Raw genomic sequence first — 16,926 nt, 5'->3', positions numbered from 1 at the left:
CCCTGGGTGGCGGTGGGTCGGGTGGGGTCAGGCTTGATTAATAATGACGCTTATCAGGCTTTATTGCCGATAAAGGCGGGCGGCGGCGGCATGCCCGGCGAGACGGTCAGCACTTCATAGCCCGTTTCCGTGACCAGCACCGTGTGCTCCCATTGCGCCGACAGGCTGCGGTCCTTGGTTTTGATGGTCCAGCCATCGTTCATTTCGCGGATTTCGCGGCGGCCCGAGTTGATCATCGGTTCCACCGTGAAAATCATGCCCGCTTCCAGGCGCTCCAGGGTGCCTGGCTTGCCGTAGTGCAAGACTTGCGGCTCTTCATGGAAGACCTTGCCGATGCCGTGGCCGCAGAATTCGCGTACCACGCTGTAGCCGGCCTTTTCCGCGTGCTGCTGGATGGCGTGGCCGATATCGCCCAGGTGGGCGCCCGGCTTGATCTGATCGATGCCCAGCCACATGCACTCATAGGTGATTTCCGACAGGCGCTTGGCCAGGATGGTCGGCGTGCCGACAAGGAACATGCGGCTGTTGTCGCCGTGGTAGCCATCCTTGATGACGGTGATGTCTAGGTTGACGGAGTCGCCGCTTTTCAGGACCTTGTCGCCGGGAATGCCATGGCAGATGACGTCGTTGACGGAGGTGCAGATGGCTTTCGGATAGGGCGTGTAGCCGGGCGGGCAGTAGTTGAGCGGGGCAGGGATGGTGCCTTGCACGTTGACCATGTATTCGTGGCACAGGCGATCGAGTTCGCCCGTCGTGACGCCCACCTTGACGAAGGGGGTGATGTAGTCGAGCACTTCGGCGCCGAGCTTGCCGGCAATGCGCATGCCTTCGATGTCGGCGGCGGTATTGATACGGATGGTGGACATGGTGTAATTCGCAATCTGCAAGAATTCAGGTGAAAAGCACAGACGATTCCTGCTGTATGGGGAAAAGTCTGCAAATATGCCGAAATTATAAACGAGGCGCCCTGAATCCGCCGCCTCCTTCCTATGGCCGGGAGGGGATTTGTGGGGAGAAAGCGGATGAAAAGGCGGTGCAGCCACGCCTTGCACCATCGTGGTGCGCCGGCCGTTTCCGCCGGGCGCGCGATTTGCGGTGCGGACTTGATGCGGCAGGCATTTCAGTGTAGAATCCCGGGTTGCTTGAATTCTCTTTTAAGCAATGCAGTAAAACAGTGTCTTTAATTTATATAAACACGCGAATCCGGTCGACAAGGGTGCCTGTATGGTGACTGATCGGATTCCAGACCCAACCCTGGAGTTAATAATGTCCGTAACAATGCGCGAAATGCTGGAAGCCGGTGTCCACTTTGGTCACCAAACCCGTTTTTGGAATCCAAAAATGGCACCGTTCATCTTCGGCCATCGCAACAAGATCCACATCATCAACCTGGAAAAAACCATGGCGATGTACCAGGACGCAATGAAGCACGTGCGTCAACTGGCTGCAAACCGTGGCACCATCCTGATGGTTGGCACCAAGCGTCAAGCTCGCGAAATCATCGCTGCTGAAGCACAACGCGCTGGCGTGCCTTTCGTTGATCAACGTTGGTTGGGCGGCATGCTGACCAACTTCAAAACGATCAAAACCTCGATCAAGCGTCTGAAAGACATGGAAGTGATGATCGAAGACGGTTCGATCGAGAAGCTGTCGAAAAAAGAAGCGCTGATGTTCTCCCGCGAAATGATCAAGCTGCAAAAATCGATCGGCGGCATCAAGGACATGGGCGGCATTCCTGACGCAATCTTCGTCGTCGACGTCGGCTACCACAAAGGTGCGATCACCGAAGCAGCTAAACTGGGTATCCCGGTCATCGGCGTTGTCGATACCAACCACTCCCCAGAAGGCGTGAACTTCGTGATCCCAGGTAACGATGACTCCTCGAAAGCCATCATGTTGTACGCTCGCGGTGTTGCTGACGCAATCATCGAAGGCCGTGCAGCTGCCGGTAACGAAGTTGTTGAAATGGTTAAAGCAGCCGCTGGCGACGAATTCGTCGAAGTTAACGAACAGGCTTAATGGCCAGGCTATCGCAAGATAGCCGTTTGTAAGCACAGCAGTAAGGGAAAAGGGGTGGCAGCAGCTCCCCCTTTTTTTTAACAAAAAAACGATAGTGACCGCTGGCGAGGCATGCATGCCCGGCCGCGACTATCGACTCACCGAATCAGGAGAAACACATGGCAGCGATTACAGCAGCGATGGTAGGCGAATTGCGCGGCAAAACCGACGCACCAATGATGGAATGCAAAAAAGCACTGACCGAAGCCGAAGGCGACATGGCTCGTGCGGAAGAGATCCTGCGCGTCAAACTGGGCGGCAAGGCATCGAAAGCATCGGCACGCATCACCGCTGAAGGCGTCGTGGCAACCTACATCGCCAATGGCGTAGGCGCCCTGGTCGAAGTGAACTCGGAAACCGACTTCGTTGCGAAAAACGACGATTTCCTGGCACTGGCCAACAACGCTGCCCGTCTGGTAGCGGAACACAACCCGGCTGACGTCGCTGCCCTGCTGGCCCTGCCACTCGATGGCAAGACCCTGGAAGACGTGCGCGCTGCCCTGATCGGCAAAATCGGCGAAAACATGACCATCCGCCGCTTCCAGCGTTTCGAAACCAGCGCCAAGCTGGCTTCGTACCTGCACGGTTCGCGCATTGGCGTGATCGTCGAATTCGACGGCCCCGATGAGCAAGTGGGCAAAGACGTGGCCATGCACATCGCTGCCATGAAGCCAGTGTCGCTGTCGTCGAACGAAGTTCCTGCGGAACTGATCGAAAAAGAGCGTTCGGTTGCACAACTGAAAGCCGAAGAAGACGCAGCCAAAGCGGCCGCCGAAGGCAAGCCAGCGCAATCGCCGGAAATCCTGGCCAAGCGCCTGGAAGGTTCCGTACAGAAGTTCTTGAAAGAAGTTTCCCTGCTGAACCAAGCTTTCGTGAAAAACGACAAGCTGTCGGTTGAGCAAATGCTGAAGGCGGCTAACACCAGCGTCAAAGGTTTCGCCATGTACGTAGTGGGCGAGGGCATCGAGAAGAAGCAAGACGACTTCGCAGCAGAAGTCGCAGCACAGATGGCTGCCTCCCAGGGAGCGTAAGTAAAGCGGGCCGAGAGGCCCGTTTTTTTGGCCCGCCCGCACCTGTGTGCCGGGCGGCGGCATGGGCAGCTTCCTCCCGCCTATCCGGCGCTGCAAGGCGCTGCGCCATGTCATACTCGAATAACCTCATTTATGGAGCCCCAGCTCATGTCAAAACCAGCCTACAAGCGCGTCCTCCTCAAGTTGTCCGGCGAAGCCCTGATGGGCGATGATCCCTACGGCATCAACCGCGCCACGATCGAGCGCATGGTGGCCGATGTGGCCGAGGTGGCGAAGTTGGGTGTGGAACTGGCAATCGTGATTGGCGGCGGCAATATCTTCCGCGGCGTCGCGCCTGGTGCGCAAGGCATGGACCGCGCCACCGCCGACTACATGGGCATGCTTGCCACGGTGATGAACGCACTGGCCCTGGCCGATGCCATGCGCCATGTCGGCATTACCGCGCGCGTCATGTCGGCCATCGGCATCGAACAAGTGGTCGAGCCGTACGTCCGCCCGAAAGCCCTGCAATACCTGGAAGAAGGCAAAGTGGTCGTCTTTGCCGCCGGTACCGGCAATCCGTTCTTCACCACCGATACGGCAGCCGCCCTGCGCGGTTCCGAGATCAGCGCCGAGATCGTCCTGAAGGCCACCAAGGTCGACGGCGTCTACACAGCCGATCCGAAGAAGGATCCGAACGCCACCCTGTTCCACACGATTACGTTCGACGACGCCATCGCCAAGCATCTGCAAGTAATGGATGCCACCGCATTCGCCCTGTGCCGCGACCAGAAACTGCCGATTAAAGTGTTTTCGATCACCAAGCCGGGCGCGCTGATGCGCGTCATCATGGGCGAAGACGAAGGCACCTTGGTTCACGTATAAGGGAAGCGGAGCGCCGAGAAGCCGTCCATGGCTGCGTTGCAGTGCCTTGCCGTACATTCGGCGCCGCGCCTTGCCCTGAACGGTTTTCGGCACTCCCGACTGCGCTGGTGTTTTCATCGCAAGCGAAGTAGCAATATTCATTATTATCAAGACAAGGAGTACAGCAATGTCCTTAGCTGACGTTAAGAAAAATACCCAGGAACGCATGACGAAGTCGCTGGAAACACTGCGGGCCGACCTGGCCAAAGTGCGTACCGGCCGCGCCCATACGGGTATCCTGGACCACGTGATGGTCGAGTACTACGGTTCGCCGACGGCGTTGACCCAGGTGGCCAACGTGACCCTGATCGATGCGCGCACCATCGGCGTGCAGCCGTACGAGAAGAAGATGGCCAACACCATCGAAAAAGCCATCCGCGACGCCGACCTGGGTCTGAACCCATCGGCACAGGGCGACCTGATCCGCGTTCCGACGCCGCCGCTGACGGAAGAGCGCCGCAAGGAAATGGTCAAGCTGGTCAAGAGCGAAGCGGAAGACGCGAAAATCGCCGTGCGTAACATTCGCCGCGATGCGAATGAGTCGCTGAAAAAACTGGTCAAGGAAAAAGCCTGCTCCGAGGACGATGAGCGTCGCTCGTCGGAAGAAGTGCAGAAGCTGACGGACAAGTTTATTGCCGACATCGACAAGATGGTTGTCGACAAAGAAAAAGAAGTGCTGACCGTCTAGTTTTCAGTCCTTTTGGCGCTGCCCGGAAAAGCACGGCTTTTCCGGGCAGTGCTATTTGGAGCATAATAGTTATCTTTTATTTTTTGGTATTCGTGTTTTCATGATCTATTCGAGTTCGACAACGGCAGTACCTGAAGTGGGCACGGTGCCGCGCCATGTGGCAATCATTATGGATGGCAATGGTCGCTGGGCAACCAAGCGCTTCCTGCCGCGTGTGGCTGGCCACGTCAAGGGCGCGGATGCCGTGCGCGGCATCGTCGAGGCTTGCATCGAGCGCGGCGTCGAATACCTGACCCTGTTTGCTTTCAGCTCGGAAAACTGGCGCCGCCCGGAAGAAGAGGTGTCGATGCTGATGCGCCTGTTCGTCACGATGCTGGAACGCGAAGTGGTCAAGATGCATGCGAACGACATCCGCCTGAAGGTGGTGGGTGACTTGTCGCGCTTCAACGACGAGCTGCAAACCCTGATCGCCAATGCGGAGCGCAAGACGGCGAACAACACGCGCCTGACGGTGTCCATCTGCGCCAACTACGGCGGCCGCTGGGACATCATGCAGGCAGTCAATAAAATGACGGCCCAGGTGCTCGCCGATGGCCAGTCTGCCGGACACGCTTACACGGAAGAGCAACTGGCGCCGCACCTGGCCATGGCTTACGCACCCGAGCCCGACCTGTTCATCCGCACGGGCGGCGAGCAGCGCATTTCCAATTTCCTCCTGTGGCAACTGGCGTACACTGAGTTGTTTTTCACCGAAACTTTCTGGCCCGACTTCAATGGCGAGTGCCTCGACGCGGCAATCGCGTCTTACCAGCAGCGCGAACGGCGCTTTGGCCGTACCAGCGCGCAATTAACTGAAAAGACAAACTGATGCTGAAAACACGGATAATCACCGCCCTGGTCCTCCTGGCGGTCTTGCTGCCGGTTCTGTATCTGAATTATTTCCCCGCCTTCGCCGTGATCGCCACGGCGTTCTTCGGCGCCGCCGTATGGGAAAGCTTCCGCATCTTCAAAAATCGCCAGGCGCTGCTGATCGCCGCCGTCTGGACTGCCGCCTTCGCGTATACTTTTTTTGTCGGCAACGGCATGGCGCAGCTCAATTTCTGGTTCGCCCTGTGCGTGGCCATCTGGCTGATCCGCTTCGTGCCTTCGCTGGCAACAGGCTTGCCGCCCACCGAAGGCCTGGGCAATACCTTGCTCAGCTTCGTGTACCCGGTGACCATCGTCGGCTGCTTCGTCGCCATCATCGCCCTGTTCCTGCATAGCCCTTTGTACCTGCTGTCCGTGATGGCCCTCGTGTGGATCGCCGATATCGGCGCCTATTTCTCGGGCAAGGCGTTCGGCAAGCGCAAGCTGGCGCCAAGTATTTCCCCAGGTAAGTCCTGGGAAGGCGCCATCGGCGGCGGCATCGCCGTGCTGGTCATCTCCGCCATCACCATCGTGGCCGCGCCATCGCTGCCGGTCTTGCAAGACACCTTCGCCGTGCAGCTGCAATTGCGCCGCGGCTGGCTGGTGGCCTTGCTGGTGCTGCTGCTGATCGTTGCGGCCAGCATCGTCGGCGACCTGTTCGAATCCCAGCTGAAGCGCCGCGCCGGCATCAAGGACAGCAGCAAGCTGCTGCCCGGCCATGGCGGCGTACTCGACCGTATCGATGCGCTGATCCCGGTCTTGCCATTTGCCGCCCTCGTGGCCAGCTGGCTTTAAGGAAACTCATGCAATACATCACCATTCTTGGCGCGACCGGCTCGATCGGCGTGTCCACCCTGGACGTGCTCGCGCGTCATCCGGAGCAATACAGCGTGTATGCGCTGAGCGCCCACAGCCGCGTGGCCGAACTGGCCGCCCAGTGCTTGCAATTTCGCCCCCGGCGCGCCGTCGTCGGCACGGCCGACGCCGCCCTTGAACTGACGCGCTTGCTGCGCGGGCAGGGCGTCGATACGCAAGTCGAGTACGGCGTGGACGCCCTGTGCGACATCGCCAGCGCGCCGCAGGTGACGGGCGTGATGGCGGCCATCGTCGGCGCGGCCGGCCTGGCGCCCACCCTGGCGGCAGCGCGTGCCGGCAAGAAAGTGTTGCTGGCCAATAAAGAAGCGCTGGTCATGTCCGGCCAGCTGTTCATCGATGCCGTGCATGACAACGGCGCCGTGCTGCTGCCCATCGACAGCGAACACAACGCCATCTTCCAATGCATGCCGCACGCCCATGGCCGCGCGCCGGGCGCCGCGGGCGTGGCGAAAATCGTGTTGACGGCTTCCGGCGGCCCTTTCCTGACGCGCGACGTCGAGACGCTCGACACGGTCACGCCGGACCAGGCATGCAAGCATCCGACCTGGGCCATGGGGCGCAAGATTTCCGTCGATTCGGCCACCATGATGAACAAGGGCCTGGAAGTGATCGAGGCGCACTGGCTGTTCGGCGCGCCGGCCGACCAGATCGAGGTGCTGATCCACCCGCAAAGCGTGATCCATTCGATGGTTTCGTACATCGACGGTTCCGTGCTGGCCCAGCTGGGTAATCCGGACATGCGCACGCCGATCGCCCATGCGCTGGCGTATCCGCAGCGCATCGCTTCCGGCGTAGCGCAGCTGGACCTGGCCCAAGTGGCCACCTTGCAGTTCGAACGACCCGATTTCCGCCGTTTCCCCTGCCTGGCGCTGGCCTTTGACGCCTTGCGTGCGGGCGGCACGGCGCCGGCTTTGCTCAATGCGGCCAATGAAGTGGCCGTGCAAGCGTTTCTTGACGAACAGATCGGCTTCCGCCAGATCGACAGGGTCATCGCGCACGTGATCGAGACGGTGCCGCATGGCGCCGCTTCGAGCATCGACGCCGTGATGGAGCAGGACCGCCGGGCCAGAGCGGCCGCGCAAGCGTATATCGCGCAAAGGCTTGCTGCATGACGCTCATCACCACGTTGCTGGCCTTTATCGTCGCGCTCGGTTCGCTGATTACCCTGCACGAGCTGGGCCACTACCTGGTGGCGCGCTGGTGCGGTGTGAAAGTGCTGCGTTTCTCGATCGGCATGGGAAAAGTGGTGTATTCGCGCAAGTTTGGCAAGGACCAGACGGAATGGGCGATCTCCGCGCTGCCGCTGGGCGGCTATGTCAGCATGCTCGACAGCCGCGCGCAAGACCTCAGCGACTTGCCGGAAAGCGAATTGCGCCGCGAATTCACGCGCCAGAGCGTGTGGCGCCGCATCGCCATCGTGGCCGCCGGCCCGCTGGCCAACTTCCTCGTCGCCATCGTGCTGTACGCGGGCCTGTTCATGCATGGCATCGAAGAGCCGTCGAGCAAGCTCGGTCCCGTGGCCGAACAGACTGCCGCCTATGCGGCCGGCTTGCGCAGCGGCGATACGGTCGAGTCGGTAAATGGCAAGCCCGTGGCCAGCTGGTCCGAGCTGCGCTGGGAACTGATCCAGGCTACCCTCGACAAGTTGCCGGCGCGCATCGAAGTGCGCCGTCCCGACCGTGGTCAGCAGGAAGCGACCTTGCCGACGGCCAGCCTGACGGAGACGGACCTGGAAGGCGACGTGCTGGGCAAGCTGGGGTTGACCCTGGCCCGTTCCGCGCCCACGCTGATGGAAATCATGCCCGATGGCGCCGCCGCGCGCGCCGGCCTGCAGAAAAACGACCAGATCCTGGCCATTGACGAACAACCCGTGCACGACGTGGCGGCCGTCATCGCCACCCTGAGCCAGGCGCCGGGTCGCACCTTGCAATTGCAGCTCTTGCGCCAGGGCCAGGACTTGACCTTGCCCATTACGCCGGACGCCGTGCAGGGCGCCGGGGCAGAGGGAGCTGTAACAGTTGGTAAGATACAAGCAAAGCTGGGACAGGTGCCGGATATGATCACCGTGGCCTCCGGACCGATCTCTGCCGTGGGCAAGGCGTCCGCCAAGGTCTGGGATACCAGTGTCATGAGCCTGAAAATGTTGGGCAAAATGATCACCGGCCAGGTTTCTCTGAAGAATGTGACGGGGCCCATTACCATCGCCGATTACGCGGGCCAGACGGCGCGCATCGGCTTGGTAAGCTACCTGAGCTTCATCGCCTTCATCAGTATCAGTCTGGGCGTGATGAATTTGCTACCCATTCCTGTTCTGGATGGCGGGCATTTGCTGTATTATTCGCTGGAAGTTTTGACCGGACGCCCCTTGCCGGAGCGCGTAGGCGAGATTGCCCAGCGCCTGGGGATAGGTTTGTTGCTGACCTTGATGGTGCTTGCCGTCTTTAATGACGTGTTGCGATTGCTGAATTAGGGCGCTGGTTGAGGCCATTGCGTGAGTCGCACAAGCAATCTTTTGTGTATGTTGTCCATTGATTTACCCATTGAATAACCCCAATGAAATTACATTCTGCTCGTTTTGCCTTGCCTTCCTTTCGCCGCAGCCTGATCGGCGCCGCCGTCATGGCCATCTGTTCCGGCCACGCGCTGGCCGTCCAGCCGTTCACTGTCAAGGACATCCGGGTCGAAGGGATCCAGCGTACTGAAGCGGGCACCGTCTTTGCCTACCTGCCGGTGCGGGTCGGCGAAACGTTCTCCGACGAGAAGAGCGTTGCCGCCATCAAGGCCCTGTATGCGACGGGCATGTTCAAGGATGTGCGCCTGGAAGCCGATGGCGACGTGCTGGTGGTGCTGGTCGAGGAACGTCCGGCCATCGCCAGCGTGGCATTTACCGGTACCAAGGAATTTGAAAAGGACGTGCTGGTCAAGGCGCTGAAGGAAATCGGCGTCGGTGAAGCCAAGATTTTCGACAAGGCCTCCGTCGACCGCGCGGAACAGGAACTCAAGCGCCAGTACCTGTCGCATGGCCTGTACGGCGTGAAGATCACCACCACCGTCACGCCGATCGAGCGCAACCGCGTCAACGTGGTGTTCGCCGTCGACGAGGGAGACGTGGCTCGCATCAAGCAGATCAACATCGTCGGCAACAAGGCCTTCACGGACAAGGAACTGCGCGAGCAGCTGGCCCTGAACACGGGCGGCTGGTTCAGCTGGTACACCAAGGCCGACCAGTATTCGAAGACCAAGCTGACGGGCGACATCGAAGCGCTGAAGTCCTACTACCTGGACCGCGGCTACATCGAGATGCAGGTCGATTCGACGCAAGTGTCGATCACGCCCGATAAAAAAGATATTTATCTGACGATCAACATCACCGAAGGTGAAAAGTACAAGATCGCCGGCACCAAGTTCGAAGGCGAGATGTTCGGCCGCGAAGAAGAGCTCAAAGCGCTGAACCTGATGCGCGAAGGCGACATCTACTCGGGCGCGCGCCTGACGGCGACGAACAAGCGCATCCAGGACCGCCTGGCCACGTTCGGCTATGCGTTTGCCAACGTTAACGCCAATCCCGAAATCAACCGCGAAAAGCATGAAGTCGGTTTCACCTTCTTCATCGATCCGGGCAAGCGCGTCTACGTGCGCCACATGAATATCGCCGGCAACACCACCACGCGCGATGAAGTCATCCGCCGCGAATTCCGCCAGTTCGAATCGTCCTGGTACGACAGCAACAAGATCAAGCTGTCGCGCGACCGTGTCGACCGCCTCGGCTACTTCAAGGACGTGACCATCGACACGCCGGAAGCGCAGGGCACGACCGACCAGGTCGACGTCAACGTGACGGTGGTGGAAAAACCCACCGGTAACTTCCTGATCGGCGGCGCCTTCTCGCAATCGGAAAAATTCACCCTGTCGGCCTCGATTTCGCAAGCCAACTTCGCCGGTAGCGGCAACACGGTCGGCATCGAACTCAATACCAGCCATTACAGCCGCACGATCGCGTTTTCGCAAACCAATCCGTACTTCACGGACGACGGCATTTCGCGCAGCTTCGAAGTCTATCTGCGCACGACGGAACCGCCGGCGCTGAACATCGGCAGCTACAAGATCAAGCAGACCGGTGGCCGCGTCAGTTTCGGCGTGCCGTTCTCGGAAGTCGACACCGTCTTTTTCGGCATCGGCGCCGAGCGCTCACGCATCGAAACGGACATCACCAGCCCGATCCGCTTCAAGCAGTACGTGATCGACAATGGCGGCCCGTCCGACGGTATCGGTTCGGCCACCACGAATTCCATCCCGCTGACGGCGGCATGGCAGCGCGACAGCCGCGACAGCGCCCTGACGCCATCGATCGGCCGCTACCAACGCGTCAACCTCGAGGCCGACCTGATCGGCGACCAGAAATACTTCCGCGCCATTTATGAGCACCAGTATTTCCGTCCGTTGTTCAGCAAGGTCACCCTGGCGCTGAAGGGCGAGATCGATTACGGCCACGGTATCGGCAAGCACGTGTATCCGGTCTTCAAGAACTTCTACGGCGGCGGCATCGGTTCGGTGCGCGGCTACCTGAGTTCCTCGCTGGGCGCGGTCGAACCGAGCACCAACGATGCCTTGGGCGGCGCTTCGCGCCTGATCGGTAACGCGGAACTGCAGATGCCATTCCCCGGTTCGGGCAATGACCGCAGCTTGCGCTGGTTCGGTTTCCTTGACGGCGGCCAGGTCTACCAGGAAGGCGAAAAAATGCGGATCTCGCAATTGCGCTATTCTGCTGGCTTGGGCATCAGCTGGATTTCACCGGTGGGCCCGCTCAAGCTGAGCTACGCCAAGCCGCTGAACGCCAAGCCGACGGACCGCCTGGAGCGCTTCCAGTTCCAGATGGGCACCGGTTTCTAACCGGCCATCTGAACGGGGGCGACAGCTTTTACTTTTTGACCATGGAGTATCATGAACACCGCATCCGCTACCCTGCCCAAGACCCTTGCCGTGATCGCATTGTGCTGGAGTTCGCTGTTGCCGGTGCAGGCGCAGGCTCAGGAGTCGAAGATCGCCTGGATCAGCAGCGAACGTATTTATAACGAATCGAGGCTGGCCAAGCTGGCCAGCGCCAAGCTGGCCGAAGAGTTCCGCTCGCGCGAAAAAGCCGTGCAGGAACTGGCTGCCCGCTTCAAGGTGGCCAACGAAGCCCTGGAAAAGGACATGCCGACCCTGAGCGAGGCGGAGCGCGCCAAGCGCCAGCGCGAGTTTTTCGAGCTGGACAAGGAACTGCAACGCCGCCAGCGCGAGTTCCGCGAAGACCTGAGCCAGCGCACGAATGAAGAGCGCAGCGCCATCGCGGAAAAGGCCAACACCATCATCCAGCAGATGGCGCATATCGAAGGATATGACATCGTGCTGCAGGAAGCCCTGTGGGCCAGCCCGCGCATCGACATTACCGACAAGGTATTGAAGGCGCTGGACAAGTGATATTAGAATAGAGGTAATTAGATGGGCACTCGACTAGGAGAATTGGTCGAACGCTTCGGCGGGCAGTTGGCGGGCGATCCCAACCTGGAAGTGTCAGGTATCGCACCGCTGGCCGACGCCGGCGCTTCGCACATCAGCTTTCTCAGCAATAGCAAATTCCGCGCACAGGCGGCCCAGAGCGGCGCCGCCGCGCTGATCCTCACGCCGGCCGACGATGCGCTGATCGGCGTCGACTACGCCGGCGCGCGCATCGTCACCCCGAATCCCTATGTGTATTTCGCGCGCGCGGCGCAGTATTTCGCCGCCCTGCACGAGATCACGGCACCAATCGGCATCCATCCGGGCGCCTTTGTCGACGCCAGCGCGCAGGTTGACGCCAGCGCCTCCGTCGGCGTGCATGCGGTGATCGAAGCGGGCGCCGTGATCGGCGCCGGCTGCGTCATCGGCCCCGGCTGCGTGGTGGGGCGCGACGCCGTCATCGGCGCCGGTACCCAGCTGTTCGCCAACGTGACCTTTCACGCGCGCTGCGTGATCGGCCAGCGCGGCATCATCCATTCGGGCGCCGTGATCGGCACCGACGGATTCGGCTTCGCCAACGAAGGCGGCGTCTACATCAAGATACCGCAGACGGGCAGGGTGGTGATCGGTGATGATGTCGATATCGGCGCCAACACCACCATCGACCGCGGCGCACTGGCCGACACCATCATCGAAGATGGCGTCAAGCTCGATAACCAGATCCAGATCGGCCACAACTGCCATATCGGCGCGCACACGGCCATGGCCGGCTGTGTCGGCGTGGCCGGCAGCGCCATCATCGGCAAGTACTGCACCTTTGGCGGCGCCGCCATGGTGCTGGGCCACCTGACCATTGCCGACCGCGTCCACGTGGGCTCGGGCAGCATGGTCTCGCGTTCGATCCTGGAAGCGGGCCAGTACACGGGCTTTTATCCGCTGGCCAAGAACGCCGACTGGGAAAAGAGCGCCGCCATCGTGCGCAACCTGTCAAGCATGCGCGAGAAGATCCGCGCGCTTGAAAAAACAATTAAAACACTGACCACGCAAGACGAAAAATGACTACTGAAAAAAAGACCCTCGACATCCTCGCCATCAAATCGCTGCTGCCGCATCGCTACCCCCTGCTGCTGGTCGACCGCGTGCTGGACTGGGAAGCCGATAAAACCATCACCGCCATCAAGAACGTGACGGTCAACGAAGAGTTCTTCCAGGGCCATTTCCCGCACAAGCCGGTCATGCCCGGCGTGCTGATGATCGAAGCGCTGGCGCAGACGGCAGCTTTGCTGTCGTTCCTGTCGATGGGCGTGAAACCGGATGAAAATTCGGTGGTGTACTTCGTCGGCATCGACAATGCGCGCTTCAAGCGTCCAGTCGAACCGGGCGACCAATTGAAGATGGATGTGGAAATCCTGCGCGTCTCGCGCGGCATCTGGAAATACAAGGCCGTCGGTACGGTTGACGGCAAGCTGGCGGTGGAAGCGGAACTGATGTGCACCATCCGCAGCGCGCAGGATGCCAGCCAGTCTGCGAGCCAGCCAGCGGGGCAGTAACATGGCGGCCATCCACTCCACGGCAGTCATCGATCCGAAGGCCGAGCTTGACAGCTCGGTCGAGGTGGGTCCGTACACCATCATCGGTCCGCACGTGCGCATCGGCGCCGGCACCAGGGTCGGCCCGCACGTGGTGATCGACGGCCATACGACGATCGGCAGCGACAACCACCTGTTCCAGTTTTCTTCCATCGGCGCGCAGCCGCAGGATAAAAAATGGGCGGGCGAGGCGACGCGCCTGGAAATCGGCGACCGCAACACCATCCGCGAGTTCTGCACCTTCAACACGGGCACCGTGCAGGGCGGCGGCGTGACGCGCCTGGGCAATGACAACTGGATCTCGGCGTATGTGCACCTGGCGCACGACTGCCTGGTGGGCAACAACACTATCTTTTCGAACAACGCGCAGCTGGCGGGCCACGTGGAAATCGGCGACTGGGTCATCATGAGCGGTTTTGCCAATGTGCACCAGTTCTGCAAGATCGGCGCGCACGCCTTTGTCGGCATGAGCACCAGCCTGACGCAGGATGTGCCGCCGTTCGTCCTGTTGAACGGCAATCCGGCACAGGCGCATGGCGTCAACATCGAAGGATTGAAACGCCGCGGCTTTACGCGCGAGCAGATCAACGGCATCCGCGCCGCGTATAAGCTCATCTACCGCGCGGGACTGACGCTGGAAGAGTCCAAGGCGGCCCTGTTCGAAGAAGAGCAGGCTTCCTCGCCCGAGGTGGCGCAACACATTCGCGCCATGCGCGAATTCCTTGGCGTGGCGTCGCGTGGCATCGTCCGCTGACCAGGACCGCGGCCTCGGTGTCGCCAATGTCGCCATCGTCGCCGGCGAGGTGTCGGGCGATTTGCTGGCCAGCCGGCTGCTGTCCGGCCTCGTGCCGCAGCTGCCCGGCGCGCGCTTCCACGGCATCGGCGGCGAGCACATGGCCAGGCAGGGCTTCGTGTCCGACTGGCCGCTCGACAAACTGACCGTGCGCGGCCTGTTCGAGATCATTCCCCGCTACCGCGAAATCAAGGGCATCCAGAACGCGCTGCGCGACCAGCTGCTGGCGGAGCGTCCCGCCGTCTTCATCGGCGCCGACTACCCGGGCTTTAACCTGGGCCTTGAGCAGCAGCTGAAGGAAGGCGGCATCCCTACCGTGCACTACATCGGGCCGCAGATATGGGCCTGGCGCGGCGGCCGTATCAAGAAAATCATCAAGGCCGTCTCGCACATGCTGGTGATTTTCCCGTTCGAGGAAGAGATCTACCGCAAGGCGGGCGTGCCCGTCACCTATGTCGGCCATCCGCTGGCCGAGATGATCCCTTTGCAGCCCGACGAGGCGGCCGCGCGCCGTGTCCTGGGCTTGCCGCAAGACGCGAATGTCGTGACCCTGATGCCGGGCAGCCGCATGGGCGAACTCAAATACAATACCGCGGCGTTTGTCGGCGCCTGCAAGCTGCTGCTGGCGCGCGACCGCTCCCTGCGTTTCGTCGCGCCCATGGCCGGCGAAAAGCAGCGCCAGTATTTTTTGCAACTGATCCGTGAGGCGGGCTTGCAGGACGTCGAGATATTGCTCACCGATGGCGGCTCGCACACGGCCATCTGCGCCGCCGATGCGGTGCTGGTGGCTTCCGGTACGGCGTCGCTGGAAGTGGCGCTGTACAAGAAACCGATGGTCATCGCCTACAAGATGATGCGCGCTTCGTGGGAAATCATGCGCCACATGGGCTACCAGCCGTGGATAGGCTTGCCGAACATCCTGGCGCGCGATTACCTGGTGCCCGAGCTGCTGCAAAACGCGGCCAGCCCGCAAGCACTCGCCGACGCCATGTGGCAGCAGCTGAGCGACGTGCCGGGCCGTTTGCGCCTGGTGCAGCGCTTCACGGACATGCACCACAGTCTGCTGCGCGACAGCGCGCGCGAAAGCGCCAACGCCGTCATGCAGGTCATCGCCGCCAACCGCAAGTAAGCCCGAATCACCGCTTCAACCGCAGCACCAACCAAAGATTCAACGTGAAAAATATCTATCCCGGCCTGTTTGACGACTTGCCATTCTCGCTCGATGAAATCATCTGCGGCGTCGACGAGGCAGGCCGCGGTCCGCTGGCCGGCCCCGTGTTCGCCGCCGCCGTGATCCTCGATCCGAACCAGCCCATCGACGGCTTGCGCGACTCGAAAAAACTCAGCGAAGCCAGGCGCGACCTGCTGGCGCCGCAAATCAAGGCCAAGGCCCTGGCCTGGGCCATCGCCGAAGCGTCGGAAGAGGAAATCGACCGCCTGAACATCCTGCAGGCGTCGATGCTGGCCATGCGCCGCGCCGTCGAGGCCCTGGCGACCGTGCCGACCCTGGCCCTGATCGACGGCAACCGCTGCCCCGTGATGCCGATACGCGGCATGGCCATCATCGGCGGCGACGACAAGGTCGATTCCATTTCTGCCGCTTCCATCCTTGCCAAGACGGCGCGCGATGCGGCGCTGGTGCACCTGCATGCGGCCTATCCCGAGTACTGCTTCGACCAGCACAAGGGCTATGGCACCAAGCTGCACCTGGAGCGCCTGCACCTGCACGGCGCCTCGCCCGTGCACCGCCGCTCGTTCGCGCCCGTGCGCAACGTGATCGCGCTGTTTGGCGGGCAGGAGGTGGCGGCATGAAGACGATTACCTCGCGCGACAATGCGCAATACAAGGATTTATTGAAGCTGGCGGGCAGTTCGCAGGCGCGCCGCAAGTCGGGCCGCACCCTGCTCGACGGCGTGCACCTGTGCCAATCCTATCTGCAGCTGCGCGGCATGCCGGAGCAGTGCATCGTCAGCGAAAGCGCCTTGCAGAACCCGGAAGTGGCGGAGATCGTCGGCCAGCTGGAAAGCCGGCGCGCGCACGTACTGGGCTTGCCCGATGCGCTGTATAACGCGGTGAGCCAGGTCGAACATGGCGTGGGCGTGATGTTCCTCGTCGAAACGCCGGAACGGGCCGTCACGCAGCCCCTGAGCGTGTCGGCCGTGCTGCTCGATAACCTGCAAGACCCGGGCAACGTGGGCTCCATCCTGCGCAGCGCGGCCGCCGCCGGCATCACGCAGGTGTACTGCAGCGCCGGCACGGCTTTCTGCTGGTCGCCCAAGGTGCTGCGCGCGGCGATGGGCGCGCACTTCGTGCTCGACATCTTTGAAAACGTCGACCTGGCGGCACTCGTATCGAATGCCAAGGTGGCGACGCTGGCCACCAGCGGCTACGCCACGCAGCGTCTGTACGACGTTGACCTGCGCCAGCCCGTCGCCTGGCTGTTCGGCCATGAAGGGCAGGGCGTCGCCGACGACCTGCTGTCGATGGCCACGCACCAGGTGGTCATTCCCCACCTGGGCCAGATCGAATCGCTGAACGTGGCCGCCTGCGCCGCCGTGTGCTTCTTCGAGCAGCTGCGCCAGGGCCAGGCCTGAACAGGGTAGC

At 61.3% G+C, this 16,926-nt stretch carries 17 protein-coding genes; 16 read left to right on the top strand and 1 reads right to left on the bottom strand.

Annotated elements, in window-relative coordinates:
* Positions 1-53: 53 nt before the first annotated feature.
* Positions 54-866, bottom strand: coding sequence for a type I methionyl aminopeptidase (gene map / locus AC1RBA_RS26585; protein ID WP_070221576.1), 813 nt, complete (start codon positions 864-866; stop codon positions 54-56).
* 400 nt (positions 867-1,266) lie between these two features.
* Between map and rpsB the strand changes: the two genes are divergently transcribed.
* The 16 genes from rpsB (at position 1,267) to AC1RBA_RS26505 (ending at position 16,916) form a co-directional block, all read left to right on the top strand.
* Positions 1,267-2,019, top strand: coding sequence for a 30S ribosomal protein S2 (gene rpsB, locus AC1RBA_RS26580; RefSeq protein WP_010397614.1), 753 nt, complete (start codon positions 1,267-1,269; stop codon positions 2,017-2,019).
* A gap of 158 nt (positions 2,020-2,177) precedes the next feature.
* A complete protein-coding gene (gene tsf, locus AC1RBA_RS26575; protein ID WP_070221523.1) occupies positions 2,178-3,089 on the top strand; it encodes a translation elongation factor Ts in 912 nt (303 codons plus the stop codon).
* Between the two features lie 147 nt (positions 3,090-3,236).
* Positions 3,237-3,953, top strand: coding sequence for a UMP kinase (gene pyrH, locus AC1RBA_RS26570; protein ID WP_034752258.1), 717 nt, complete (start codon positions 3,237-3,239; stop codon positions 3,951-3,953).
* Between the two features lie 166 nt (positions 3,954-4,119).
* Positions 4,120-4,680, top strand: coding sequence for a ribosome recycling factor (gene frr, locus AC1RBA_RS26565; RefSeq protein ID WP_070221522.1), 561 nt, complete (start codon positions 4,120-4,122; stop codon positions 4,678-4,680).
* A 100-nt stretch (positions 4,681-4,780) separates the two neighbouring features.
* Positions 4,781-5,548 carry a polyprenyl diphosphate synthase gene (gene uppS, locus AC1RBA_RS26560; protein WP_121669221.1) on the top strand — a complete coding sequence of 256 codons (768 nt, stop codon included), beginning with the start codon at positions 4,781-4,783 and terminating at the stop codon, positions 5,546-5,548.
* Positions 5,548-6,381, top strand: a complete 834-nt coding sequence (locus AC1RBA_RS26555) for a phosphatidate cytidylyltransferase (protein WP_070288002.1) — start codon at positions 5,548-5,550, stop codon at positions 6,379-6,381. The genes uppS and AC1RBA_RS26555 overlap by 1 nt, the downstream gene beginning before the upstream one ends.
* An 8-nt stretch (positions 6,382-6,389) precedes the next feature.
* The gene (gene ispC / locus AC1RBA_RS26550; protein ID WP_492420390.1) at positions 6,390-7,574 is read left to right on the top strand and encodes a 1-deoxy-D-xylulose-5-phosphate reductoisomerase; all 1,185 of its coding nucleotides are present in this window, start codon (positions 6,390-6,392) and stop codon (positions 7,572-7,574) included.
* On the top strand, positions 7,571-8,932 hold the full coding sequence (gene rseP, locus AC1RBA_RS26545) for an RIP metalloprotease RseP (RefSeq protein ID WP_099411123.1): 1,362 nt from the start codon (positions 7,571-7,573) through the stop codon (positions 8,930-8,932). The genes ispC and rseP overlap by 4 nt, the downstream gene beginning before the upstream one ends.
* A gap of 83 nt (positions 8,933-9,015) precedes the next feature.
* Positions 9,016-11,352 (top strand): outer membrane protein assembly factor BamA, encoded by a 2,337-nt coding sequence (bamA, locus tag AC1RBA_RS26540; protein WP_070221517.1) that lies wholly within the window; start codon positions 9,016-9,018, stop codon positions 11,350-11,352.
* Between the two features lie 51 nt (positions 11,353-11,403).
* The gene (locus AC1RBA_RS26535; protein WP_046684967.1) at positions 11,404-11,922 is read left to right on the top strand and encodes an OmpH/Skp family outer membrane protein; all 519 of its coding nucleotides are present in this window, start codon (positions 11,404-11,406) and stop codon (positions 11,920-11,922) included.
* A 21-nt stretch (positions 11,923-11,943) separates the two neighbouring features.
* Entirely contained in the window at positions 11,944-12,999 is a 1,056-nt protein-coding gene (lpxD, locus tag AC1RBA_RS26530) for a UDP-3-O-(3-hydroxymyristoyl)glucosamine N-acyltransferase (RefSeq protein ID WP_070221516.1), read from the top strand.
* A complete protein-coding gene (gene fabZ / locus AC1RBA_RS26525) occupies positions 12,996-13,490 on the top strand; it encodes a 3-hydroxyacyl-ACP dehydratase FabZ (RefSeq protein ID WP_034752234.1) in 495 nt (164 codons plus the stop codon). Before lpxD ends, fabZ begins: the two co-directional genes overlap by 4 nt.
* Position 13,491: 1 nt before the next feature.
* Entirely contained in the window at positions 13,492-14,283 is a 792-nt protein-coding gene (gene lpxA, locus AC1RBA_RS26520; protein WP_070221515.1) for an acyl-ACP--UDP-N-acetylglucosamine O-acyltransferase, read from the top strand.
* Positions 14,267-15,451, top strand: coding sequence for a lipid-A-disaccharide synthase (gene lpxB, locus AC1RBA_RS26515; RefSeq protein ID WP_070288510.1), 1,185 nt, complete (start codon positions 14,267-14,269; stop codon positions 15,449-15,451). The genes lpxA and lpxB overlap by 17 nt, the downstream gene beginning before the upstream one ends.
* 44 nt (positions 15,452-15,495) lie before the next feature.
* Complete coding sequence (gene rnhB / locus AC1RBA_RS26510; RefSeq protein WP_070288016.1) at positions 15,496-16,134, top strand: ribonuclease HII; 639 nt, start codon at positions 15,496-15,498, stop codon at positions 16,132-16,134.
* Complete coding sequence (locus tag AC1RBA_RS26505; RefSeq protein ID WP_492420387.1) at positions 16,131-16,916, top strand: TrmH family RNA methyltransferase; 786 nt, start codon at positions 16,131-16,133, stop codon at positions 16,914-16,916. Before rnhB ends, AC1RBA_RS26505 begins: the two co-directional genes overlap by 4 nt.
* Positions 16,917-16,926: the final 10 nt, after the last annotated feature.

This window comes from Janthinobacterium sp. GW823-FHT03B06, assembly GCF_058796955.1.
This window is presented reverse-complemented; position numbering and strand designations above follow the sequence as displayed.